This window comes from Stenotrophomonas maltophilia, from assembly GCF_003970865.1.
GTDB lineage: Bacteria > Pseudomonadota > Gammaproteobacteria > Xanthomonadales > Xanthomonadaceae > Stenotrophomonas > Stenotrophomonas maltophilia_AR.
In genome coordinates this window covers 44,637-67,597 of record NZ_RXLZ01000001.1, presented here as the reverse complement: position 1 = coordinate 67,597, position 22,961 = coordinate 44,637, and the positions used below count along the sequence as shown (strand labels likewise).

The 22,961-nt window shown below is 67.5% G+C and carries 21 protein-coding genes and 2 tRNA genes; 21 read left to right on the top strand and 2 right to left on the bottom strand.

Going from position 1 to position 22,961, the window contains the following annotated elements; all coding sequences use genetic code 11:
- The first annotated feature begins 125 nt into the window (after positions 1-125).
- The 11 genes from ccmA (at position 126) to EKL94_RS00280 (ending at position 8,495) form a co-directional block, all read left to right on the top strand.
- Entirely contained in the window at positions 126-755 is a 630-nt protein-coding gene (gene ccmA, locus EKL94_RS00330; RefSeq protein ID WP_019336398.1) for a heme ABC exporter ATP-binding protein CcmA, read from the top strand.
- Positions 752-1,447 (top strand): heme exporter protein CcmB, encoded by a 696-nt coding sequence (ccmB, locus tag EKL94_RS00325; protein ID WP_006456616.1) that lies wholly within the window; start codon positions 752-754, stop codon positions 1,445-1,447. The genes ccmA and ccmB overlap by 4 nt, the downstream gene beginning before the upstream one ends.
- A gap of 43 nt (positions 1,448-1,490) precedes the next feature.
- Positions 1,491-2,261 (top strand): heme ABC transporter permease CcmC, encoded by a 771-nt coding sequence (gene ccmC / locus EKL94_RS00320; RefSeq protein ID WP_126927524.1) that lies wholly within the window; start codon positions 1,491-1,493, stop codon positions 2,259-2,261.
- Entirely contained in the window at positions 2,258-2,446 is a 189-nt protein-coding gene (locus EKL94_RS00315) for a heme exporter protein CcmD (RefSeq protein ID WP_032129786.1), read from the top strand. The genes ccmC and EKL94_RS00315 overlap by 4 nt, the downstream gene beginning before the upstream one ends.
- A complete protein-coding gene (gene ccmE / locus EKL94_RS00310; RefSeq protein ID WP_126927523.1) occupies positions 2,443-2,904 on the top strand; it encodes a cytochrome c maturation protein CcmE in 462 nt (153 codons plus the stop codon). Before EKL94_RS00315 ends, ccmE begins: the two co-directional genes overlap by 4 nt.
- Entirely contained in the window at positions 2,905-4,824 is a 1,920-nt protein-coding gene (locus tag EKL94_RS00305; protein ID WP_126927522.1) for a heme lyase CcmF/NrfE family subunit, read from the top strand.
- 8 nt (positions 4,825-4,832) lie between these two features.
- Positions 4,833-5,450: a DsbE family thiol:disulfide interchange protein gene (locus tag EKL94_RS00300; RefSeq protein WP_126927521.1), complete on the top strand. Its 618-nt coding sequence runs from the start codon at positions 4,833-4,835 to the stop codon at positions 5,448-5,450.
- A gap of 4 nt (positions 5,451-5,454) precedes the next feature.
- Entirely contained in the window at positions 5,455-5,904 is a 450-nt protein-coding gene (locus EKL94_RS00295) for a cytochrome c-type biogenesis protein (protein ID WP_126927520.1), read from the top strand.
- Entirely contained in the window at positions 5,898-6,887 is a 990-nt protein-coding gene (locus EKL94_RS00290; protein ID WP_126927519.1) for a tetratricopeptide repeat protein, read from the top strand. The genes EKL94_RS00295 and EKL94_RS00290 overlap by 7 nt, the downstream gene beginning before the upstream one ends.
- Before the next feature lie 150 nt (positions 6,888-7,037).
- Complete coding sequence (gene metX, locus EKL94_RS00285; RefSeq protein ID WP_126927518.1) at positions 7,038-8,150, top strand: homoserine O-acetyltransferase MetX; 1,113 nt, start codon at positions 7,038-7,040, stop codon at positions 8,148-8,150.
- Positions 8,151-8,495 carry a DUF1294 domain-containing protein gene (locus EKL94_RS00280; protein WP_126927517.1) on the top strand — a complete coding sequence of 115 codons (345 nt, stop codon included), beginning with the start codon at positions 8,151-8,153 and terminating at the stop codon, positions 8,493-8,495.
- Between the two features lie 91 nt (positions 8,496-8,586).
- Here the strand turns inward: EKL94_RS00280 and cydC are convergent, their stop codons facing one another.
- Both cydC and cydD read right to left on the bottom strand, forming a co-directional pair.
- Positions 8,587-10,260 carry a thiol reductant ABC exporter subunit CydC gene (gene cydC, locus EKL94_RS00275; RefSeq protein ID WP_126927516.1) on the bottom strand — a complete coding sequence of 558 codons (1,674 nt, stop codon included), beginning with the start codon at positions 10,258-10,260 and terminating at the stop codon, positions 8,587-8,589.
- Entirely contained in the window at positions 10,257-12,002 is a 1,746-nt protein-coding gene (gene cydD / locus EKL94_RS00270; protein ID WP_126927515.1) for a thiol reductant ABC exporter subunit CydD, read from the bottom strand. The genes cydC and cydD overlap by 4 nt, the downstream gene beginning before the upstream one ends.
- A gap of 228 nt (positions 12,003-12,230) precedes the next feature.
- Between cydD and EKL94_RS00265 the strand changes: the two genes are divergently transcribed.
- From EKL94_RS00265 to pgaD, 10 genes are all read left to right on the top strand, one after another.
- Positions 12,231-13,814, top strand: a complete 1,584-nt coding sequence (locus tag EKL94_RS00265; RefSeq protein WP_126927514.1) for a cytochrome ubiquinol oxidase subunit I — start codon at positions 12,231-12,233, stop codon at positions 13,812-13,814.
- A 15-nt stretch (positions 13,815-13,829) separates the two neighbouring features.
- Positions 13,830-14,984 carry a cytochrome d ubiquinol oxidase subunit II gene (gene cydB, locus EKL94_RS00260; RefSeq protein ID WP_126927513.1) on the top strand — a complete coding sequence of 385 codons (1,155 nt, stop codon included), beginning with the start codon at positions 13,830-13,832 and terminating at the stop codon, positions 14,982-14,984.
- 58 nt (positions 14,985-15,042) lie between these two features.
- A complete protein-coding gene (cydX, locus tag EKL94_RS00255) occupies positions 15,043-15,156 on the top strand; it encodes a cytochrome bd-I oxidase subunit CydX (protein WP_032129411.1) in 114 nt (37 codons plus the stop codon).
- A 56-nt stretch (positions 15,157-15,212) separates the two neighbouring features.
- Positions 15,213-15,289, top strand: a tRNA-Pro gene (locus tag EKL94_RS00250).
- Between the two features lie 140 nt (positions 15,290-15,429).
- Positions 15,430-15,506 (top strand) — tRNA-Pro (locus tag EKL94_RS00245).
- A gap of 222 nt (positions 15,507-15,728) precedes the next feature.
- Positions 15,729-16,934 (top strand): CynX/NimT family MFS transporter, encoded by a 1,206-nt coding sequence (locus tag EKL94_RS00240; protein ID WP_126927512.1) that lies wholly within the window; start codon positions 15,729-15,731, stop codon positions 16,932-16,934.
- Between the two features lie 343 nt (positions 16,935-17,277).
- Positions 17,278-19,305 carry a poly-beta-1,6 N-acetyl-D-glucosamine export porin PgaA gene (pgaA, locus tag EKL94_RS00235; protein WP_126927511.1) on the top strand — a complete coding sequence of 676 codons (2,028 nt, stop codon included), beginning with the start codon at positions 17,278-17,280 and terminating at the stop codon, positions 19,303-19,305.
- Between the two features lies 1 nt (position 19,306).
- Positions 19,307-21,193, top strand: coding sequence for a poly-beta-1,6-N-acetyl-D-glucosamine N-deacetylase PgaB (pgaB, locus tag EKL94_RS00230; RefSeq protein ID WP_126927510.1), 1,887 nt, complete (start codon positions 19,307-19,309; stop codon positions 21,191-21,193).
- Position 21,194: 1 nt separating this feature from the next.
- Positions 21,195-22,451, top strand: a complete 1,257-nt coding sequence (gene pgaC / locus EKL94_RS00225) for a poly-beta-1,6-N-acetyl-D-glucosamine synthase (RefSeq protein ID WP_126927509.1) — start codon at positions 21,195-21,197, stop codon at positions 22,449-22,451.
- A complete protein-coding gene (gene pgaD / locus EKL94_RS00220; protein ID WP_126927508.1) occupies positions 22,448-22,918 on the top strand; it encodes a poly-beta-1,6-N-acetyl-D-glucosamine biosynthesis protein PgaD in 471 nt (156 codons plus the stop codon). The genes pgaC and pgaD overlap by 4 nt, the downstream gene beginning before the upstream one ends.
- The last annotated feature ends 43 nt before the right edge of the window (positions 22,919-22,961 follow it).

Here is a 22,961-nt window from a genome sequence, read left to right as displayed (position 1 = left end):
CCGCTGGCCGGCAACCCTGGAACGATCTGCGACGCCGGGTCGCATCTGCCGGCCAGCGGCCGGCACTACCATCGGCATTCACCGCTACAATTGCCATCGCACTCCGGCATGAAGACCCCTGCCCCTTGAACACCCCTGCATTGCTGGCCGCCAGCGGCCTGAGTTTCTCCCGCAATGACGAGCCGGTGTTCGGCCCGCTGGACTTCCATGTGGACGCCGGCGAAGCCCTGCTAGTGCAGGGCGGCAACGGCGCCGGCAAAACCACCCTGCTGCGTGTGCTGGCGGGCCTGGCCCGGCCTGGTGCCGGGCAGGTGCAGATCGATGGCCGGCCGGCCGGCAATGCCGAGCGCGCGCGCTACGTCGCCTATCTCAGCCATCTGCCCGCATTGAAGCCCGATCTGGACACGCTGGAGAACCTGCACTTCCTGTGCGGCCTGCATGGGCGGCGTGCGCGGCAGATGCCCGGCAACGCGCTGGCCATCGTGGGCCTGGCCGGTTATGAGGACACCCTCGTTCGGCATCTGTCCGCCGGGCAGAAGCGGCGGCTGGCACTGGCACGCATCTGGCTGTCGCCGGCGCCGCTGTGGCTGCTCGACGAACCCTACGCCAACCTCGACCTGGAGGGCATCACCCTGGTCAACCGGATGATTTCCGCGCACCTGCGCGCCGGTGGCGCGGCGCTGGTCACCACCCATGGCGCCTATGCCGCGCCGCCGGTGCGCACCCGCCAGCTCGACCTCGGCGGTGCCGCATGATCGCGCCAGGCACCGAACCGGGCCTGTGGCAGACCGCTGGCGCCCTGCTCAAGCGTGACCTGCGCCTGCTCTGGCGCCGCCGCGGCGATGCGCTGCAGCCGCTGCTGTTCGCGGTGCTGGTGGTGGTGCTGTTCGCGCTGGCCCAGGGCCGCGAGCCGCAACTTCTGGCCGCCACCGCAGGCGCGGTGCTGTGGCTTGCGGTGCTGCTGGCAGGCCAGCTGTCGCTGGATTCGCTGTTCCGCTCCGATGCCGAAGACGGCTCGCTGGAACAATGGCTGCTGGCGCCGGTGCCGCTGGCCTGGCTGGTGCTGGTGCGCGTGCTGCTGCACTGGGCCACCACTGCCCTGCCGTTGATCGTGGTCAGCCCGCTGCTGGCCGAAATGCTGCATCTGCCGCATGACCAGCTGCCGATGTTGCTGGCATCGTTGCTGCTGGGAACGCCGCTGCTGAGCCTGATCGGTGGCGTGGTCGCCGCGCTGACCGTAGGCATCCGACGCTCTGGTATTCTCGTGGCGTTGCTGTCGCTGCCGCTGTACGTGCCGGTGCTGGTGTTCGGCGCAGGTAGTCTGGCGGCAGCCGGACGCGGACAGGATCCGGTCGGTGCGCTGCTGATGCTGGGCGCCGGCCTGCTGGTCGCGCTGGTGCTGGCGCCGTTGGCCACCGCCGCTGCAATACGTATTTCTCTGAGTTGACCGAGCTGAGAGCCAATCCACCCCTGCTGGATAGCCGCCACGCATGAATCCGATTGTCCGCTGGTTCCACCAACTCGGTTCGCCTCCCACGTTCGACCGATTCGCTGCCCGCTGGTCGCGGGTGTTCTACCTTGCGGCGGTGCCGGTGCTGCTGGTCGGCATGTGGCAGGCGCTGCTGGTGGTGCCGCCGGAAGCCAAGCAGCTGGACAGCTTCCGCATCCTCTACATCCACGTGCCCAGTGCCTGGATGAGCCTGTTCGTGTTCGCGCTGATGGCGCTGTATGCCGCCATCGCCCTGATCTGGCGGATCAAGGTCTGCGAGATCCTGGCCATGGCCTGCGCGCCGATGGGCGCCGGCTTCACCCTGATCACCCTGCTGACCGGCAGCATCTGGGGCAAGGGCACCTGGGGCACCTGGTGGGACTGGGACCCGCGCATGACCAGTGAACTGGTGCTGCTGTTCCTGTACCTGGGCGTGATCGGCCTGTACCACGCCATCGAGGACCGCCGCAGCGCTGCACGCGCGGCCGGCCTGCTGGCCATCGTCGGTGTCAGCCTGCTGCCGGTGATCCGCTATTCGGTGGACTGGTGGGGCGGCCTGCACCAGCGCCAGTCGATCAACGTGTTTGGTGAATCGGCGATCAGCAGCGCGATGATCGCGCCACTGTGGTGGATGGTGATCGGCACCAAGTTCTGGTTCGCCGGCTCGGTGCTGGCCAAGGCCCGCGCCGACAATCTCGACCGCGAGGCCGGCAAGGCCTGGGTCGGTGGCCGGGTCGATGCCACACGCGCGGCCGGGGAGGCCCGATCATGACCCACCTGCCCTATGTGATCGGCGCCTACGCCGTGTTCGTGCTGGTGCTCGGCGCCGATGCCATCGGTTCGTGGCTGCGCCTGCGCGTGGCACGCCGGCTGGCACTGGCGCGCCAGCAGCGGCAGCAGACCCGCGCCGTCAAACAGGATGCTGCGGCGCCGCTTTCGACGGAGCTGGAACGATGACGCCGGTACAACGCCGCCGCCTGGCCTGGGTACTGCTGGCCCTGCTCGCCTCCGGGCTGGCCACCGCACTGGTGGCGATGGCGCTGGAGCGCAACATCGCCTACCTCTACACGCCCTCGGAAGTGCTGCGCGGGGATGTCGATGCGCAGTCGCGGTTCCGCCTGGGCGGCATGGTGGTGAAAGGCTCCTTCAACCGCCCGGTCGGTTCGCTGGAAGCACGTTTCGAAGTGACCGACGGCGATGCCCAGCTGGCGGTGACCACGTCGCGGATCCTGCCGGACATGTTCGCAGAAGGCACCGCAGTGGTCGCCAGTGGCCGCCTGCAGGACGACGTGTTCGTCGCCGACGAGGTGCTGGCCAAGCACGATGAGAGGTACGTGCCGAAGGAAGTGGCCGACAAGATGGGCGACGCCCATCGCAAGCATGACGTGCCGGTTACGGCACCCGAGGTGCGCTGAGTGCTGCCCGAACTGGGTCAGATCCTGTTGTTGTGCGCGTTGCTGGCCTCGCTGCTGCAGGCCGGCCTGCCGCTGGTCGGCGCGCATCGCAGCAACACGGCTTGGATGGCGGTGGCACGGCCAGCCGCCTTCGCACAGCTGCTGCTGCTCGCCGGCGCCTTCGCGGTGCTCACCGCCGCGTTCGTGCAGCAGGACTTCTCGGTGCGCTACGTGGCCGAGAACTCCAATTCGCTGCTGCCGATGATCTACCGCTACTCCGCGGTCTGGGGCGCGCACGAAGGCTCGCTGCTGATGTGGGCGCTGGTGCTGGCACTGTGGACCGGCGCGGTGGCGCTGTTCTCGCGACACCTGCCGGTACCGGTGCAGGCGCGCGTGCTGGCGGTGATGGGCGTGATCAGCGTCGGCTTCCTCGCCTTCCTGATCTTCACCTCCAATCCGTTCCTGCGCCTGAACCCGGCGCCGCTGGAAGGCCGCGACCTCAACCCGCTGCTGCAGGACCCGGGGCTGATCATCCATCCGCCGATGCTGTACATCGGATACGTGGGCTTCGCCGTTCCGTTCGCATTCGCGGTGGCGGCCCTGCTGGAGGGCCGTATCGATGCGCGCTGGCTGCGCTGGACGCGGCCGTGGACCAACGTCGCCTGGGGCTTCCTGACCCTGGGCATCGCGCTGGGCAGCTGGTGGGCCTATTACGAGCTGGGCTGGGGCGGCTGGTGGTTCTGGGACCCGGTCGAGAATGCCAGCTTCATGCCGTGGCTGGTCGGTGCGGCATTGATCCATTCGCAGGCCGTCACTGAAAAACGCGGCACCTTCGGCAGCTGGACCCTGCTGCTGGCGATCGCGGCCTTCGCGCTGTCGCTGCTCGGCACCTTCCTGGTGCGCTCCGGTGTGCTGACCAGCGTGCATTCGTTCGCTGCAGATCCGTCGCGCGGCCTGTTCATCCTGGTGTTCCTATCGGTGCTGGTCGGCGGCAGCCTGCTGCTGTACGCGCTGCGCGCCAGCCAGCTGAGCGTGGACGCCGACGATCCGCGCCGCGGCTTCACCGCCACCTCGCGCGAGACCCTGCTGCTGGCCAACAACCTGCTGCTGGCCACCGCCTGCGCGATGGTGCTGCTCGGCACGCTGTATCCGTTGCTGGCCGATGCACTGTCGCTGGGCAAGATCTCGGTCGGCCCGCCCTACTTCGGCAGCCTGTTCCTGCTGTTGATGGCGCCGATGATCCTGCTGCTGCCGTTCGGCCCGCTGGTGAAGTGGCAGCGCGACCAGCCCTCGCGCTCGTTCGCGCTGCTGGCACCCTGGCTGGGGCTGGCGGTGCTGCTGGGCGCGCTGGCCTGGTGGAAGGCGCCGCAGAACGGCTGGAAGGCTGGTCTCGGTGTCGCCGCCGCGGTCTGGGTCGGGTTCGGTACCGCACGCTTCGTCTGGCAGCGACTGCGCGGCAACGGCCGCTTCACCGCCGAAATGCTCGGCATGATCGTTGCCCACGCCGGCATCGCCGTATTCCTGGCCGGTGCGCTGCTGGTGGAAGCCCTGAACGTACAGCGTGAAGTGGCGCTGGCACCGGGCCAGCAGGTGGTGGTCGGCCGTCACGAGGTGCGCTTCGAGGGCGTGGACCATCGCGAAGGTCCCAATTTCATCGCCGACCGCGGTCACCTGCGGGTGTTCCGCAACGGCCGCGAACTGGCGCTGCTGCACCCGGAGAAGCGCCAGTACGCCAGCGGCGGCCAGGTGATGACCGAGGCCGGCATCGATGCACGCTTCGACGGCGATGTCTACGTGGCATTGGGCGAGCCGCTGGGCAACAATGCATGGGCGGTCCGGGTGCACATCAAGCCGTTCGTGCGCTGGATCTGGCTGGGCGCGCTGTTGATGGCCCTGGGCGGATTCATCGCCGCCGCCGACCGCCGTTTCCGTCGTCCGTAGGAGTTTCCATGTCCGAGTCCCCCGCCCCGCGCCCCTCCCGCCCGCTGCCGCCGGTAGCCATCGTGATCGGCGTGCTGTTCTTCTTCGGCCTGCTCGGGCTGATGATCTACGGGGTGATGAAATCGGGTGATCCGCAGCGCGACGTGCTGCCATCGGCGCTGATCGACAAGCCGGCGCCAGCGTTCGCGCTGCCGGTGCTGCACGACCCGGAAATGATCGTGCACAGCGACGAACTGCGTGGCGCGCCCTACCTGTTGAACGTGTGGGGCAGCTGGTGCGCGGCCTGCCGCGAGGAACACCCGGTGCTGACCCGTTTCGCCGAGAGCAAGCGCGTGCGCGTGATCGGCTACAACTGGAAGGACGAACCGACCGATGCCCTGCATTGGCTGGAACAGCTGGGCAACCCGTTCATGGTCGTGCTCAGCGACATGGAAGGCCGCACCGCCATCGACTGGGGTGTGACCGCCGCACCGGAGACCTTCCTGGTCGACGGCAGCGGCATCGTGCGTTGGAAGTACAGCGGTGCGATGACCCAGCGCGTGGTCGACGAGAAGCTGATCCCGGCGCTGGAGAAGATCGAGAAGGCCCAGGGCAATGCTGGCAGCACGCTGCACACGGCGCCCTGAGCCCATGCGCTGGCTGCTGGCGCTGCTGCTTCTGATGCTGCCGCTGGCCGTGCTGGCACAGCAGCCGCTGCATGATCCGCAGCCGCTGCAGTTCCGCGATGGCGCCGAAGAACGCCGCTTCCACGACCTGGCCGCGCAGCTGCGCTGCGTGCAGTGCCAGAACCAGTCACTGGCTGATTCCAACGCGCAGATCGCGCAGGACCTGCGCCGCGAGGTGCTGCAGCTGATGCAGCAGGGCCACGACGACGCGCAGATCAAGCAGTTCCTGGTCGCGCGCTACGGTGAATTTGTGCTCTATCAGCCACCGTTGCAGCCGGGCACCTGGCTGCTGTGGGGCGGTCCCCTGCTGATGCTCGGCGCTGGTGCACTGGTGGTACTGGGCATTGTCCGCCGCCGTGGCCGTACCGTTGGCGCAGCACCGGCCGGCAAGGCCGAAGAAGGAGACGGATGGTGAGCCATTGGCTGCCGATGCTGGCCGGTCTGGTTGCTGCGTTGATGGCAGCGCTGGTGCTGTGGCCGCTGCGCCACTCTGGCCGCCGCGGTTTCGTGGTCGGCGTGTTCGCACTGGGCGTGGCCGGTGCCTGCCTGTACCTGCTGGTCGGTGATCCGCGTGCAGCACAGGTACAACCGACGCCTTCGGTAGCCACCCTGCGCGATGGCGTGCAGGCCCTGCAGGATGCACTGAAGCGTGACCCACAGCGGGCCGATGGCTGGGCGCTGCTGGGCCGGTCGCAGGCCGAACTGGGCAACGCCGCAGCCGCGGCGGACGCCTTCGCACGTGCCGCCGCTCTCGCCCCGGAAGACCCCGGCGTGCTGGTGGAAGCGGCGCAGGCACGTGCGCAGGCCGATGCCGGCAAGCAGTTCGATGACACCGCAATGGCCTGGTTGCAGCAGGCGCGTGCACAGGCACCCGATGCCGAGCGTGCCAGCTGGCTGCTGGGTATCGCCCTGCGCCAGCGCGGAAAGAATGCCGAGGCCGCGGATGTGTGGAGCGGCCTGCTGCCACGGCTTGAGCCCGGCGCCGCGCAGGCGCTGCAGGCGCAGATCGCCATCGCCCGCGAAGCGGCCGGCCTGGCGCCCGATGCCGCACCTGCGGCACCAGAGGCGTTGCTGCAGGTGCGCGTGCAGCTGCCTGCGCTGAAGAACGCCGCGTGGCCGGCCAGCACCCAGGTATTCGTGCTGGCCCGCGCCGTGGGTGGACCGCCGATGCCGGTGGCCGCACGCAAGCTGCCCCTGGCCGGTTTCCCGGCCACGGTCGGTCTGGGCGACGCTGACAGCCCGATGCCGACCGCGCCATTGTCCGCACATCGCGAAGTGGAAGTGCTGGCACGCATCTCGCGCACCGGCAGCGCCAACCGCAGTGAGGACGACCTGCAGAGCGTACCGGTGAAGGTGAGCCTGCCCCACGACGGTGTTGTGGAGCTGCGCTTTCCGTAACGCGCCGCCCGGTAGTGCCGGCCGCTGGCCGGCAACCTCATGAATCGTGATGCGCCTGCGTGGTTGCCGGCCAGCGGTCGGCACTACCTGCATCGCCGATGGAAACCAGCGTGTCGCCAGCTCCACATGCGGCCCCGCTAGAATGCCTGCATGACCGAATTCATCCCGCCTGGCACCCGCTTCCACGCCCTGCCCTCGCCCTTCCCGTTCAAGCGCGGCGGCGCCCTGCACGGCGCGCGCGTGGCCTATGAAACCTGGGGAACACTGGCGGCCGACGCCAGCAACGCGATCCTGATCGTGACCGGCCTCTCGCCGGATGCACATGCGGCAGCCAACGACGCCAACCCGGCCCCGGGCTGGTGGGAAGGCATGGTCGGCCCCGGCAAGGCGATCGATACCGACCGCTGGTTCGTGGTCTGCGTGAACTCGCTGGGCAGCTGCAAAGGCTCGACCGGTCCGGCCTCGCTCAACCCGGCCACGGGCCAACCGTATCGTCTCGATTTCCCCGAGCTGTCGATCGAAGACGGCGCGCGCGCCGCGATCGACGTCGTGCGTTCCCTGGGCATCGAACAGCTGGCCTGCGTGGTCGGCAATTCGATGGGCGGCATGACCGCGTTGGCCGTGCTGATGCTGCAGCCGGGCATCGCGCGCAGCCACGTCAACATTTCCGGCAGTGCGCAGGCGCTCCCCTTCTCGATCGCGATCCGTTCGCTGCAGCGCGAGGCGATCCGTCTTGATCCGCGCTGGAATGGTGGCCACTACGACGATGCCGAATACCCCGAGTCCGGCATGCGCATGGCGCGCAAGCTGGGCGTGATCACCTACCGTTCGGCACTGGAATGGGATGGCCGCTTCGGCCGTGTGCGGCTGGATTCGGACCAGGCCGATGACGATCCGTTCGGCCTGGAATTCCAGGTGGAAAGCTATCTGGAAGGCCACGCACGGCGCTTCGTGCGTTTCTTCGATCCCAACTGCTATCTGTACCTCAGCCGCTCGATGGACTGGTTCGACCTGGCTGAGTATGCCGACGGCGACGTGCTGGCCGGGCTGGCGAAGATCCGGGTGGAGAAGGCGCTGGCGATCGGCGCCAACACCGACATCCTGTTCCCGGTGCAGCAGCAGCAACAGGTCGCCGACGGCCTGCGTGCCGGCGGCGCCGATGCGCGCTTCATCGGCCTGGAGTCGCCGCAGGGCCATGACGCCTTCCTCGTCGATTTCGAGCGTTTCGGCCCGGCCGTGCGCGGCTTCCTCGACGCGCTGTAAGTGGCATGGCGGCGTAATCTCGCGCTGGCCGCGTTCGGCGCGTTGATCGCACTGATGATCAGCGGCGTGCTGCCGCTGTGGCTGGGTGGCTGGTGCCTGCTCGCCAGCGCGGTGTCGTTCGGCCTGTACGGCCACGACAAGCGCGCCGCGCAGCGAAAGCAGTGGCGCATTCCCGAGCGCACATTACAGTTGCTGGCCTTTGCCGGCGGTTGGCCCGGCGCGCTGCTGGGCCAGGCGACGTTCCGCCACAAGCACCGCAAGGCCGCATTCCAGTGGGTGTTCTGGCTGTGCGTGCTGGCCAACGTGGCCTCGATCGCGGTGATGCTGCGCGAGTTTTCGCAGTAACCAGCCGGATGGGTAGTGCCGGCCGCTGGCCGGCATGCTCGCGATGTTCGACGCGGATGCGTGGTTGCCGGCCAGCGGCCGGCACTACCGTTCACGCTTCGCGCACCAGAACCCCATCGCGCAACCGGTACTGCGCATCGACCACGCCTTCGGGCAGGTCGTCGTGGGTGATCATCAGCAGGCTGCGCCCGTCCAGCAACCCGGAAAGGTCCTGCAACAGCGCGCGTGCGGTATCCACGTCCAGGCCTTCGGTGGGTTCGTCCAGCAGCAGGATCGGCGCATTGCGCAGCAGCGCACGCGCCAGCGCCAGACGTCGTGCCTGGCCGGCCGACATCGTCGCGCCGTTCTCGCCCACCCAGGTCTGCAGGCCGCCGTTGCGCTCGGCCCATTCGCCCAGACGCACGCGACGCAGCACCGCCCACAACGCTGCGTCGCTTGCATCGGGATCACCCAATCGCAGGTTCTCGGCCACACTGCCGGCAAACACCGGCGCGTTCTGCGGCAGCCACGCCAGTTGCCGGTGCCAGTCGGCCTGGGCGAAATCACGCAGGTCGCGGTCACCGTAGGTCAGCCGTCCCTGCTGCGGATCCCATAGCCGCAGCAGCAGGCTCGACAGCGTGGTCTTGCCACTGCCGCTGTCGCCGCGAATCGCGATGCGCTCGCCCGGCGCCAGGGTCAGCTGCAGGCCGGACAACACCGGCCGCGCTGCACCCGGCCACTGGAAATGCACGTCATCCCAATGCACGCGCGCGGCCGGCGGCACCGCCTGCGGCGCCTGTGGATCCTCCACCGTCGGCGGTTGCTCGACGATGGCCTGCAGGCGATCGGCGGCGATGCGCCCGGACTGCAGCGACTGCCAGGCCAGGCCCATGCCGGCCCACAGTTCGATCAGTGCCACGGTGAGGAACACCAGGCCCGCCGCCATTTCCGGCGGGATGCGCTGCTGTTCGGCCGCATGCAGGGCCAGTGCCAGCATCGCCACCAGCCCCAACCCGGCAACCAGGCCATGCAGGGTCGAGGCCGCGATCAGGCGCCAGCGCCGACGGCGATCCCGCGAAGCCAGCTGCTTGGCGGCCACGCGCACCTTCAACTGCCACGCCGCATCGGCGTGCAACGCGGCCAGGTCACCCGCGCCTTCCAGTCCTTCGAAGGCCGCGGTACGCAGGGCAGCGCGATGCGCGGCACGGTCGGCCTCCTCATCGTCGCGACCACGCACGCCCAGCCACGGCACACCGAAGGCGATCAGCAGCGCCAGCGCCGCCAGCAGTACCGCCGCCGACGGCAGGATCACAGCGGCCGAGGCGATCGCCACCAGCGTCAGCGCACCCAGCGCCACCAGCGGCCCGATCGCACGCACCAGCAGGCCATCCACTTCGCCGATGTCCCCCAGCAGCCGCGCCAGCAGCTCGCCGGTGCGCGTAGCCCCCAACCGTGCCGGGGCAAGTGGCAGCGCGCGGCGGAAGAACCACACGCGCAGATCGCGGGCGATGCGCAGCGTGGCATCGTGGCCGACCAGCTTCTCGAAGTAGCGCGACACGATGCGCGCCATGGTCAGGCCACGGATGCCGGCCGACGGCGAAAAGAAGTTGAAGCCCTGCGCCAGCCCGGCCGCACCGGCCAGCGCAGCGGCGGTCAGGAAGCCGCCGGACAGGCCGAGCAGGGCGGTGCCGGCCAGCATCGTGATCCACAGCAGCAGCACGGTCAGCAGCAGGCGCGGCCGATGGCGCAGGAATACCGCGCGCAGCGAATCGGGCGAACGGCTCATGCGCGCACCGCCTGTGCCGGTTCCACCAGGCGGCCTTCCGGCAACAACAGGCAACGGTCGGCCCAGGCGATCACCGCCGGGCTGTGGGTGGCGACCACCACGCTGCGGCCGCGTGCATAGGCGGCCAGGCTGCGCAGCAGCGCGGCTTCGGTATCGGCATCGAGGAACGCAGTGGGCTCGTCCAGCAGCAGCACCTGCGGGTCGCGCAGCAGCAGGCGGGCCAGGCCGATGCGGCGTGCTTCACCACCGGACAGACCGAAGCCGCGCTCACCGATCACGGTATCCAGTCCCTGTGGCAGGCGCTGCGCGAACTGCAGCACCTGCGAGGCCTCGGCCACTGCGCGCAATCGCGCATCGCTGGCACCGGGATCGGCCAGGCGCAGGTTGTCGGCGATGCTGCCATGGAACAGGTACGGCCGCTGGCTGGCATAGGCCACCTGCACGCCGGGCCGCAGCTGCAGCTTGCCGGCACGCGGCGGCAACCATCCGGCCAGTGCTTCCAGCAGCGTACTCTTGCCGGACCCGCTGGGGCCGACCAGGGCCAGACGCTGGCCCGGTTCCAGCAGCACATCCAGATCCTGCAGCACATCGTGCGGCGCGCCCAACGGACGCAGCACCAGGCCCTGCGCCTGCAGCGGCGGCAACGCGGCCTCAGCCGGCTCCACCGCCAGTGGCGCACTCTCGTTTTCGATCAGGCCCTGCTCTTCCGGCAACGACTGCAACAGACGCTCAACCTCGGCCGCCGCTGCCAGTGCATTGGCGCGGTCGTGGTAGTGCGCAGCCAACCGCCGCAGCGGCGCGTAGAACTCCGGCGCCAGCAGCAGGCAGAACAGGCCAGCGCCCAGCGTCGGCACTGCTGCATGCAGCGTCATCAGGCCCAGATAACTCAGGCCCAGGTACAGCGCGACCATCGCCACGCTCACCGAGGCGAAGAATTCCAGCACCGTGGACGACAGGAAGGCGATGCGCAGCACCTTCATCGTACGCACGCGCACGCCTTCAGCGGCCGCCTCGATGCCTTCCAGTTCGGCCTCGCCGCGGCCATACAGGCGCAGCAGGCCCAGGCCCTTGATGCGATCGGCGAAGTGGCCGCTCATCCGCGCCAGTTCGCCCAGCTGCGCACGGCCGGCGGCTTCGGCGCCCCAGCCCACCAGCATCATGAAGAACGGCACCAGCGGTGCGGTGAACAACAGGATCAGCGCCACCACCCAGTCCACCCAGGCCACCGCGGCCAGGATCAGCAGCGGCACCACCACCACTTCAGTGCGCACCGGCAGGAAGCCGCTGTAATAGCTCTCGATCGCATCGCCGTGATGCAGCATCAGTTCGCCCAGCTCTCCGGTGCGGCGCTGGCGCAGCCACAGCGGCCCATGCCCAAGCAGGCACGCGAACACGCGTTCACGCAGGGCCAACCGCGCGGCATCGGCCACATCACCGGCAGCCGCCTGGGTGGCGCTGCCCAGCAGCGTGCGCAGCACCAGGATCACCGCCAGTCCAGCGAGCACCGGCAGGCCCGACGCCAGCGGTGCGCGTTCCACCAGTACCTGCTGCACCAGCCAGGCGATGGCGGCGGCCTGGCCGATCAGCAGCGCGCCAGACAGGCTGATGCACAGCGCCGCCAACCGCTGGCGACCTCGAGCGGAGCGCGCAAGATCGGCCAGCCATGCGGTGCGGGCACGCCGCTGGCGGGTCGTTTCGGCTTCCAGGGAAAGGCCGTCAGGGGTCGTTTCGGCAGCGCTCAAGGGGTCTTCACGGGCAACAGGGGAGACACGGCATTGTAGGCGCAGGCAACAGCCTCCCCCTGCGGCCGGCGGTCGCAGTCTTCATCGGGTTGGCATACGATCCTCCTGAATACCCATTCATACATTGATCTGGATCAAGGCTGTTTGAAGTAGTCGGTCACATCATTCACCCCGTAGACCACCCTTCCCGCCACCTGCAACGGCACTATCCAACGAGGTAGCCAGGCCATGATTGATCAGACAGTCGTAGAACTGTCGCGGCTGCAATTCGCTCTGACCGCGATGTACCACTTCCTATTCGTCCCGCTCACGCTTGGCCTGTCCTTCATGGTGGCCATCATGGAGAGCGTGTACGTCATGACCCGCAAGCAGGTCTGGCGGCAGATGACCCTGTTCTGGGGCACCCTGTTCGGCATCAACTTCGCCATCGGCGTGGCCACCGGCCTGGTGATGGAATTCCAGTTCGGCATGAACTGGTCGTACTACAGCCACTACGTGGGCGACATCTTCGGTGCGCCGCTGGCCATCGAAGGCCTGATGGCATTCTTCCTGGAAGCGACCTTCATCGGCCTGTTCTTCTTCGGCTGGAAGCGCCTGACTCCGGTCAAGCACCTCACCGTGACCTGGCTGATGGCGCTGGGCACCAACCTGTCCGCGGTGTGGATCCTGATCGCCAACGGCTGGATGCAGAACCCGACCGGTGCGGTGTTCAACCCGGAAACGATGCGCATGGAAGTGGTCGACTTCGCTGCGGTGCTGCTGAACCCGGTGGCCCAGGCCAAGTTCGTGCACACCGTCAGTGCCGGCTACGTGACCGGTGCGATCTTCGTGATGTCGATCAGCGCCCTGTACCTGCTGCGCAACAAGCATCGGGACATGGCCCGCCGTTCGTTCGCGGTGGCCGCAGCCTTCGGCCTGCTGTCCTCGTTGTCGGTGGTGGTGCTGGGTGACGAGAGCGGTTACGCCGCCAGCGAACACCAGAAGATGAAGCTGGCCGCGATCGAAGCGATGTGGGAAACCGAGCGTGCGCCGGCCGACTTCACCGCTTTCGGCATTCCCAACCAGGACACCCACCAGAACGACTACGCGGTGAAGATCCCGTACCTGATGGGCCTGATCGCCACCCGTTCGCTGGACCAGCCGATCCCGGGCATCCTGGAACTGGTGGAGCGTGCCGAGCACCGCATCCGCGGCGGCCAGATCGCCTATGGCGCACTGGAGCGCGTGAAGAAGGACCGCAACGACCTCGAAGCACGCGAGATGTTCGACCGCCACTGGCAGGATCTCGGCCATGGCCTGCTGCTGAAGCGCTACCGCGAAGACATCCTCAACGCGACGCCGGAGGAAATCTCCAAGGCCGCGATGGATACCGTGCCGCGCGTGGCCCCGCTGTTCTGGACCTTCCGCATCATGGCCGGCCTGGGCTTCTACCTGATCGCCTTCTTCGCACTGGCGTTCTACTTCTCGTGCCGCAACAACTTCCAGGACAAGCGCTGGTTCCTCAAGCTGGCCGTGTGGTCGCTGCCGGCACCGTGGATCGCGATCGAATGCGGTTGGTTCGTCGCCGAGTACGGCCGCCAGCCGTGGGCGGTGGATGGCGTGCTGCCCACCTTCTACGCGGCATCGGGCCTGGCACTGCATGAAATCCTGACCACGCTGGCGGTGTTCACCAGCTTGTACACGGTGCTGCTGATCATCGAGATCAAGCTGATGCTGAAGGCGGTCCGCAAGGGTCCGGACGACATCCTGCCCTCGCTGCAGGCCGATATCCGCCCCGCTTCCCCCAATGCAGTCGCCCCCGGCCAGGCCTGAGGCAGGAGAATCCAGATGGAATTCATTGCACTTGATTACACCACGCTCCGCGTGATCTGGTGGCTGCTGCTCGGCATCCTGCTGATCGGCTGGGCCGTGATGGATGGTTTCGATCTTGGTGTCGGCACCCTGCTGCCGTTCGTGGCCAAGACCGATGAAGAACGCCGGCTGGTGATCAACACCGTCGGCCCGGTGTGGGAAGGCAACCAGGTCTGGCTGGTACTGGGTGGCGGCGCGATCTTCGCCGCATGGCCGCCGCTGTATGCGGTCAGCTTCTCCGGCTTCTACCTGGCGGTGTTTGCGATGCTGTTCGGGCTGATCCTGCGCCCGGTCGGCTTCAAGTACCGCAGCAAGCTGCCGTCCAAGCGCTGGCGCGACAACTGGGACCGCGTGCTGTTCATCGGCGGCCTGCTGCCGGGCCTGATTGCCGGCGTCGCCGTGGGCAACGTGCTGCTGGGTGTGCCGTTCCACTTCGATGACACCCTGCGCGTGACTTACACCGGTTCGTTCTTCGGCCTGCTCACCCCGTTCGCGCTCATCGCCGGCCTGATCAGCGTGGCCATGCTGGTATCGCATGGTGCGGCCATGCTGGTGATCAAGACCGACGGCCCGGTGGCCGAACGTGCCGCACGCTATGGCAGCGTCGCCGCCATCATCAGCTTCGTGCTGTTCGCCATCGCCGGTGCCTGGGTGGCCTTCGGCCTGCCGGGCTACCAGATCACCTCGCAGGTGGTCACCGATGGCCCGACCAATCCGCTGCTGAAGACCGCCGAACTGGGCACGGCCGCCGGTGGCTGGCTGCGCAACTACAGCTCCATGCCGGCCACCCTGGTGTTCCCGGTGCTGGGCCTGCTGGGCGCACTGGCCAGCGCGGTGCTGCTGCGCGCACGTCGTGGTGGCCTGGCCTTCATCGCCTCGGGCGCATCGATTGCCGGCATCATCCTGACCGTCGGCTTTGCGATCTTCCCGTTCCTGCTGCCGTCCTCCAGCCAGCCCACCTCCAGCCTGACTGTCTGGGACAGCTCGTCCAGCCATCTGACGCTGTGGGTCATGCTGCTGGCCACGGCCATCTTCCTGCCGATCATCATCGCCTACACCACCTGGGTGTACCGCGTACTGAAGGGCAAGACGACGGTCGAGGAAATGGGCGACAACCCCAACGCTTATTGATTGCTTGAACGTGTGCCGACCAACGGTCGGCACCTACCCGGAATGAAGGAGAGTAAGCATGTGGTATTTCGCCTGGATTCTCGGTGCCGGACTGGCCTCGGTCGTGGCCATCCTCAACGGGATGTGGTTCGAAGCGCGCGAAAGCGCCCGCACCGACAACGACGTGCATTGAAACTGTAAAAAAGGGTTGCCGACAGGGCCTTCACACGGTATCTTAGGCGGCTCCTTCGGGGTGTAGCTCAGTCTGGTAGAGCGCTACGTTCGGGACGTAGAGGTCGCAGGTTCGAATCCTGTCTCCCCGACCACTCAAGTGGTCGCATTGAAGCCTGGTGAAGTCGTCCAGGCTTTTTTGTTCCCTGAAGTGGCACTGCTTCGGCAGTGTGAAGAAAACAGCATTCACCCCTTGCCGCCATCGGGGTGAATCGCTAGAATAGGCGGCTCCCTTCGGGGTGTAGCTCAGTCTGGTAGAGCGCTACGTTCGGGACGTAGAGGTCGCAGGTTCGAATCCTGTCTCCCCGACCACTTCGGTGGTCACCAAGAAGCCTGGAAGACATCACTGTCCTCCGGGTTTTTTTGTATCAAGCGCCAGGCCACCCGCATGACGGGACCTTGCCAGGCAGCGCACGTACAATGGCCGCGCTGCCGGCCCGCCTGCAGCCCCCACCCCCACCTGCCGCTTCGGCGTAGACCGATGCCGGCGCTGCATGCCGTTGCTGCGGCGTGCGACACCTGCAAGGACCACCGATGAGTTCCTCCACTTCCGATTCGCCGTCGCTGCTGCACGGTCGCGTCCTCGCCTTTGCCGCGATCCTGCTGGCAGCGGTCAACCTGCGCACTGCGGTCACCTCGATCACCCCGCTGCTGGACGTGCTTGGCCAGCAGTTCGGCTTCGGCACCACCATGACCGGCGTGCTGGGCATGCTGCCGACCGCCTCGTTCGCGCTGTTCGGCGTGGCCACGCCTGCACTGGCGCGGCGCCTGGGCCTGGAACGCACCACCCTGCTGGCGATGGTGATGGCGATGGCCGGCCTGCTGCTGCGCTCCAGCGCCGGCAACGTCGGCACGCTGCTGCTCGGTTCGGTGGTGGCACTGGCCGGCATGGGCATCGGCAACGTGGTGGTGCCGCCGCTGGTGAAGCGCTACTTCGCCAACAAGGTCGGCACCATGAGCACGCTGTACATCAGCGTGCTGCAGCTGGGCACGATGCTGCCGGCACTGCTGGCGGTGCCGGTGGCCAATGCTGCGGGCTGGCGCGTGTCGCTGGGCATGTGGGCGCTGCTGGCGCTCGCCGCCGCACTGCCGTGGCTGCTGCTGGCCAGGCGCGCGCCGAAGCCGCTGGCCGACGCCACCGACCCCACCGCACAGCCGCATGGCAAGGTCTGGCGCACGTCGCTGGGCTGGAGCATGACGCTGATGTTCGGCATGACCTCGCTGATGACCTATTCGATGTTCACCTGGCTGCCGCGCATCGTGGTCGAGGCCGGGGGCACGCCCGCGTTCGGCGGCGTGATGGTGGCCGTGTTCTCGGCACTGGGCCTGCTGCCGTCGCTGGTCATCCCCTCGATGGCGGTACGCCTGCAGAACCCGTTCCCGCTGGTGCTGATCGGCTTCTTCTCGTTCGTGATCGCCTTCACCGGCCTGCTGCTGGCCCCCATGAAGGCGCCGCTGCTGTGGGCCTGCCTGCTCGGCGTTGGTCCGTCCACCTTCCCGCTGGCGCTGACCCTGATCAACCTGCGCACCCGCACCCCCACCGGCTCGGCGGCGCTGTCCGGGTTCATGCAGGGCGTGGGCTACAGCTTCAGCTGCCTGGGGCCGTTCCTGGTCGGCTGGCTGCACACCGTCAGCGACGGCTGGACGATCCCATTCAGCTTCCTGTTCGGCTGCGCCACCCTGATGCTGTGCGCCTCATGGGTGGCCTGCAAGCCGCGCAAGCTGGAAGACCTCTGGTAAGCCACGTGGGGCCTCGCAACCGGCCCCACCTACCGCTCGTCAGCCCGTTTGCGCATTTTGACGCCGGGCTGACAATTCCGGGCGGATAGTGCCCACGAATGCCCATCCTTGCCGCGTGCCGGCATCGGGCATGGGGGCGGCAGCGCCGCCCAGGCCACCACTCGGTGTGCGGGGGACTCTCGTTTCAGACAAGACATTGCAGGTCGCTGTCCTGGTTCCGCCCATCCCTGCTGGATGGGAGTTCGCGAGGGGAGTGACGCAGGCCACGGCCATCCCAAAATCTGGCATGTGATGTGCGTCACATTTTTCAGGTTGTCTGGTTCGGAAGCCAAGGGGGTCCCCAATGGTTGTCCACCGCCGGCTGGCGCTCTGCGTCGGCCTTGCCTGTACCGCCCTGGCCTGGGCCAGCAGCGCTGCCCCGCCCGACCGCGAGGCGGCCCTGGCCGAGATCGGCCGCTACCGCGACCAGGCCCGCTGGCTGGATGCCCTCGGCGCGATCGAGCGCGCCAGCCAGCAGCAGCCCAACGACGACCTGCTGTTCAAGCTGCGCGTACTGACCCTGGGCGACATCGGCAATGCCTGGCGCGCCTGGGAGCTGTACCAGCAGCGCCCGCAGCTGTTCGACGCTGCACAGAAGCAACGCATCGAAGGCGACTACCTGGCCAAGCTTGTGGTCTGGAGCCTGGCCTACAGCAGCAGCGAAGACAGCCGCCTGGAAGAAGCCGAATCGACCCTGGCGCGCATGCAGCGCTACCTGGGCAGCGAAGGCACCCCACCGGCGCAGGCGCCACTGCGCATCCGCATGGACCGGCTGATCCTGCTCAACCGGCTGGGCCGCCATGCGCAGGTGCGCGAGGAAGCCCGCGCACTGCAGGCCGAAGGCCATGCCCTGCCCGACTATGTGCTGCCTGCGGTCGGCGATTCGCTGATGGGCACCCTGCATCCGGAAGAAGCCATTCCGGTGCTGCAGGCGGCCGTCGCCGGCGATCCAACGCGCGACGCCTCGCACTCGGAACTGGCTTACGCCTACCTGGAAAGCGAGCAGCAGGAAAAGGCCGTCGACCTGCTGCAGGCGTGGCGTGACAAGGAACCTGCCTGGCGCTGGAGCAACGGGAAGTCGCCGTATCCAAACTGGTCGCGCTACGAGGCCGACCTCAACCTGGCGATGGTGCGCGCCTACAGCGGTGACCTGCCCACCGCGCAGCGCGATCTGGAATCGATGGTCGACATCGCACCGGGCAACGGCGGCCTGCAGAGCGCGCTGGGCAGCGTCTACATGATGCGCGGCTGGCCACGCAGGGCGCTGCAACGGCAACAGATGGCGCATGCGCTGGACCCGCGCGACATCGAGCCACGGCTGGGCATGCAGGAAGCCTACGTCGCCCTGCAGCGCGATGACCTGGCGCGACCGCTGCACGATGATCTGCTCGCACGCTACCCCACCCAGCCCGCCGTCGAACGCATGGACCAGGCATGGCACGCGCATCGCGGCTGGCAGCTGAAGGCATGGACCGACATCGGACGCAGTTCCGGCGGTGGGGGCACCTCGCCGCTGGGCAACGACGACCGCCGCTATGGCATGGAAGTCCAGACACCCGTACTCGACGATCGCTGGCGGCTGTTCGCCTTCGCCGACCGGCGCTCGGTCGATTTCCAGGACCAGCGCATCGACCCGCTGTGGCTAGGCGCGGGCGTACGCTACCGCTTCGGCCGGCTGGATGCGGAAGCAGCGGTACTGCGCGCCAACGACCACATTGGCGATACCGGCCTGCGCGTCGGCGTGGGCTGGCAGTTCAACGACTACTGGCATGCCGGACTGATCGCCGCACGCAATGATCCGGAGGCATCGATGCAGGCGCGCGTGGCCGGCATCACCGCCGACAGCGTCAGTGCGCAGGTCGACTATCGGCGCAGCGAGCGCACGCACTGGATGTTCGGCGCCAGCCGCTTCCGTTACGACGATGGCAACCATCGCGAACTGTTCAGCACCCGCCTTGAACAGCGCCTGCTGACCCGCCCACGGTGGCTGATCGATGGCCTGGCCAATGCCTACACCAGTCGTGGCAGCCGCGACGATGCCCCCTACTTCAACCCGAAGCGCGATCGCATGGTCGAGGTCGGCCTGCGCATCGACCAGCAGCTGTGGCGCCACTACGAACGCCACTTCCGGCACCGGCTGACCGTCTCGCTGGGCGACTACTGGCAGGACGGCTTCGGCAGTGCACTGGTGCCGTCGGTGTCCTACATGCACGAGTGGCAGCTGGGCCAGGGCCGCGTGTTCGAGTATGGCGTGCGCTGGTCGCGGCCGGTCTACGACGGCCATCGCGAACGCCATATCGGCTTCGAAGCCGCACTGCGCTGGGGAGACTGACATGACCCGCATCCTGCGCCTGATCGTGCTCCTGCTGCTGTCGGCTGCACCGCCGGCCTTCGCGCAGCAGGCCCCGCATCTCGATGCGATCGACAACGGCCTGCTGATCCTCAGCTACCACGACATCCGCGACCAGGTCGCAGCCAAGGGCGATGCCGATACCTATGCGGTGAGCACGCAGAACTTCGCCGCCCATCTGGACTGGCTGGGGGCACACGGCTATCACCCGGTGTCGCTGTCGCAGGTGATCGACGCCTCCCAGGGGCGCGCCACGCTGCCACCGAAACCGGTATTGCTGACCTTCGATGACGGCCTGCGCAGCGTCTACGACAAGGCCTTCCCGCTGCTGCAGGCCTACCGCTATCCGGCGCTGGTGGCGGTGATCACCGACTACGTGGACATGGCACCGGGCCGCACCATCGACTATGGCTACCGGCCGTTCGGCCGCGACGACTTCATCACCTGGGCACAGCTGAAGCAGATGCACGACAGCGGCCTGATCGAGGTGGCCAGCCATACCGACGACCTGCACCACGGGGTGCTTGCCAACCCGCAGGGAAATTCCACCCCCGCTGTCGTGACGCGTGTTTACAACCCCGCCACGCGCAGCTACGAGAGCGAGGCGCAGTACGCGCAACGCCTGCGTGCCGATCTCTCGCGCAGCGTGCAGCGCATCGAGCAGCACCTGGGCGTGCGCCCGCGCGCCATCGTCTGGCCGTACGCCGCCTACAACCAGTTGAGCAACGACATCGCCGAACAGCTGGGCATGCCGGTGTCCTTCGATCTGGAGGGCCGCAGCACGCCCGTGGCCAGCGACCTGCATGGCCTGGCGCGCTTCCTGGTCAGCGACAACCCGACCGTGGAGGGGCTGGCCTACGAACTGCGCCGCGACGTCGCGCTCGATGGCATCCGTGCCCTGCAGATCGACCTGGATGATGTGTACGACCCCGACCCCGCACAGCAGGCGCGCAATCTGGATGCGCTGATCGAGCGGGTCAAGCGCATCGCACCGACGCACGTCTACCTGCAGGCGTTCGCCGATCCGGACGGCAACAACACCGCCGATGCACTGTACTTCCCCAACCGCCACATGCCGATGCGCGCGGACCTGTTCAGCCGCGTTGCCTGGCAGCTGAAATCGCGCGCGGGGGTAAAGGTCTACGCATGGCTGCCGGTACTCGGCTTCGAGCTGCCCGACCCGGTGCAGCGCAAGGCGCTGGCGATCCGCAACGGCGATGCCGATGGCATGTACCGGCTGGATTTCACCAACCCGGAAGCACGCCAGATCATGCTCGACATCTACGAGGACCTGGCGGTCAACTCGTACTTCGAGGGCCTGCTGTTCCATGACGATGGCTATCTGCGCGACACCGAACTGCCCACGCTGGTGGCCGGCGATGGAGGCAGCGCACGCACGCACGCATTGATCGACTTCACCCTGGCACTGCGCAACAACGCGCAGCGCTGGCGACCGAAGCTGGCCACGGTGCGCAACCTGTACGCGGAGCCAGTGCTGCGCCCGCAGAGCGAAGCCTGGTTTGCGCAGCGCCTGGACCTGTTCAACAAGGCCTACGACCAGACCGCACTGATGGCGATGCCGTGGATGGAAGGCAGCAAGCATCCGGAACGCTGGCTCGACCAGCTGCTGGCCGCGGTGCGTGCACATGACCCACAGCTGCAGCACACCCTGTTCGAACTGCAGACCGTCGATTGGCGCAGCGGGCAACCGATTCCCGCCGAGCGCCTGCGCGCGCAGATCCGCCAGCTGCAGGCACAGGGCGTGCACCACTTCGCCTGGTACCCGGACGACTTCATCGCCGACCAGCCCTCCACCCGCGATGCCCGCGCGGCGATGTCCGCCGGCAACTTCCCGTACCCGGAGAAGTGACATGGACATGCATCCGTTGCTGCAGGTCCTGTTCCAGTTCGCCTTCTACTACCCGATGGTGATGGCGTTCTTCTGGATGTCGGGCGGCCTGTATTACTACTTCCGGCGCGAACGCCATTCACGCCCACGCAACGACCCGCCGTTGATGGTCGATCCACCGTTCGCGAGCCTGTTGATTCCCTGCCACAACGAGTCCGCGAACCTCGACGACACGCTCGGCGCGGCGCTGGCACAGCGCTATCCGGCCGACTACGAAGTGATCGCCATCGATGATGGCAGCAGCGACGACACCGGTGCGCGGCTGGATGCGTTGGCGGCAAAGCACCCACGGCTGCGCGTGCTGCACCTGGACCGCAACCTGGGCAAGGCCAATGCGCTGCGCATGGGGGCACTCGCCGCACGCTCGGAATACCTGGTGTGCATCGACGGCGACGCGATGCTGGAAGAGCACGCACTGCACTGGATGATCTGGCACCTGGTGAGCGGCAGCCGGGTCGGCGCGGTGACCGGCAACCCGCGCATCCGCAACCGCTCCACCCTGCTCGGACGCCTGCAGGTAGCCGAGTTCTCCTCGATCATCGGCATGATCAAGCGCGCGCAGCGGGTGTACGGGCGCATTTTCACCATCTCCGGGGTGATCGCCGGCTTCCGCCGTACCGCCCTGCACCAGGTCGGCTGGTGGTCGGACGACATGGTGACCGAAGACATCGACATCAGCTGGCGCCTGCAGCGCGCGCACTGGGACATCCGCTACGAACCCAACGCGCTGTGCTTCATCCTGATGCCGGAAACGCTGAAGGGGCTGTGGCGGCAGCGGCTGCGCTGGGCCCAGGGTGGCGTGGAGGTGATGCTGCGCCACGCCCGCTCGCTGCTGCACTGGAAAGAACGGCGCATGTGGGGCGTACTGCTGGAGTACGTGCTGAGCGTGATCTGGGCCTACACCATGTTGTTCATCGTGGTGCTGTGGGCGCTGGGCAAATTCATTGAACTGCCCCCGCAACTGCATATCGCCAGCCTTTTGCCGGAGTGGCATGGCGTGATCCTGGCCCTGGTCTGCCTGCTGCAGTTCGCCAGCAGCCTGATCATCGACCGTCGTTACGAAACACAGATTGGACGCAACTACTTCTGGGTCATCTGGTACCCGATGGCGTACTGGTTGATCAGCCTTTCCACCACCCTGGTGGCGTTGCCGAAAACCCTGCTGCGCCGTCGCAGCAAGCGCGCCACCTGGACCAGTCCCGATCGGGGGATCCGATGAACGCACAACGCCCGTCCAACCGCTTCGACTCGCGGATGATCCGCAAGCCGCATCGCCAACCACGCTTCCAGCGCACCGCCTGGGGCTTCGTCACCCTCGCGTTCTGGGGGTTCTACTTCTACCTGTGGGCGCCACTGGTGACCCTGGTGTCGTGGCTGATCGGCGGACAGCTGGCCTGGCAGCAGCTGTACGAACGGCAAAGCCAGTTCGACCCCTATGTGCTGGTGGCGCTGCCACTGATGCTGCTGTGTGCCAGCGTGCTGCTGATCGGCTGGGCCGAGTACAACCGCGCGCGCTTCCGTGGCCACGACCGGCGCCTGCCGCGGCCGCTGGCCAGCCTCAACGAAGTGGCCGCCGACCTGGGGGCCAGCACCGGACTGGCCGAGCGCCTGCTCGGCTGCAAGGCCGCCACGCTGCACATGGACGATCACGCGCGGCCGATCGGCATCCGCCGCGAGGTGGTGTAGCCCGATAACCCGGTGGGTGCCGACCCTGGTCGGCACCGGGGTC

Excerpts from the sequence above, each read along its gene's own strand:
- EKL94_RS00295 (WP_126927520.1), top strand. The coding sequence starts at position 5,455 with ATGCGCTGGCTGCTGGCGCTGCTGCTTCTGATGCTGCCGCTGGCCGTG.
- EKL94_RS00240 (WP_126927512.1), top strand. The coding sequence starts at position 15,729 with ATGAGTTCCTCCACTTCCGATTCGCCGTCGCTGCTGCACGGTCGCGTC.
- ccmE (WP_126927523.1), top strand. The coding sequence starts at position 2,443 with ATGACGCCGGTACAACGCCGCCGCCTGGCCTGGGTACTGCTGGCCCTG.
- pgaB (WP_126927510.1), top strand. The coding sequence starts at position 19,307 with ATGACCCGCATCCTGCGCCTGATCGTGCTCCTGCTGCTGTCGGCTGCA.
- pgaD (WP_126927508.1), top strand. The coding sequence starts at position 22,448 with ATGAACGCACAACGCCCGTCCAACCGCTTCGACTCGCGGATGATCCGC.
- EKL94_RS00265 (WP_126927514.1), top strand. The coding sequence starts at position 12,231 with ATGATTGATCAGACAGTCGTAGAACTGTCGCGGCTGCAATTCGCTCTG.
- ccmB (WP_006456616.1), top strand. The coding sequence starts at position 752 with ATGATCGCGCCAGGCACCGAACCGGGCCTGTGGCAGACCGCTGGCGCC.
- cydC (WP_126927516.1), bottom strand. The coding sequence starts at position 10,260 with ATGAGCCGTTCGCCCGATTCGCTGCGCGCGGTATTCCTGCGCCATCGG.
- pgaC (WP_126927509.1), top strand. The coding sequence starts at position 21,195 with ATGGACATGCATCCGTTGCTGCAGGTCCTGTTCCAGTTCGCCTTCTAC.
- cydB (WP_126927513.1), top strand. The coding sequence starts at position 13,830 with ATGGAATTCATTGCACTTGATTACACCACGCTCCGCGTGATCTGGTGG.
- pgaA (WP_126927511.1), top strand. The coding sequence starts at position 17,278 with ATGGTTGTCCACCGCCGGCTGGCGCTCTGCGTCGGCCTTGCCTGTACC.
- EKL94_RS00290 (WP_126927519.1), top strand. The coding sequence starts at position 5,898 with ATGGTGAGCCATTGGCTGCCGATGCTGGCCGGTCTGGTTGCTGCGTTG.
- metX (WP_126927518.1), top strand. The coding sequence starts at position 7,038 with ATGACCGAATTCATCCCGCCTGGCACCCGCTTCCACGCCCTGCCCTCG.
- EKL94_RS00315 (WP_032129786.1), top strand. The coding sequence starts at position 2,258 with ATGACCCACCTGCCCTATGTGATCGGCGCCTACGCCGTGTTCGTGCTG.
- ccmC (WP_126927524.1), top strand. The coding sequence starts at position 1,491 with ATGAATCCGATTGTCCGCTGGTTCCACCAACTCGGTTCGCCTCCCACG.
- EKL94_RS00300 (WP_126927521.1), top strand. The coding sequence starts at position 4,833 with ATGTCCGAGTCCCCCGCCCCGCGCCCCTCCCGCCCGCTGCCGCCGGTA.
- cydX (WP_032129411.1), top strand. The coding sequence starts at position 15,043 with ATGTGGTATTTCGCCTGGATTCTCGGTGCCGGACTGGCCTCGGTCGTG.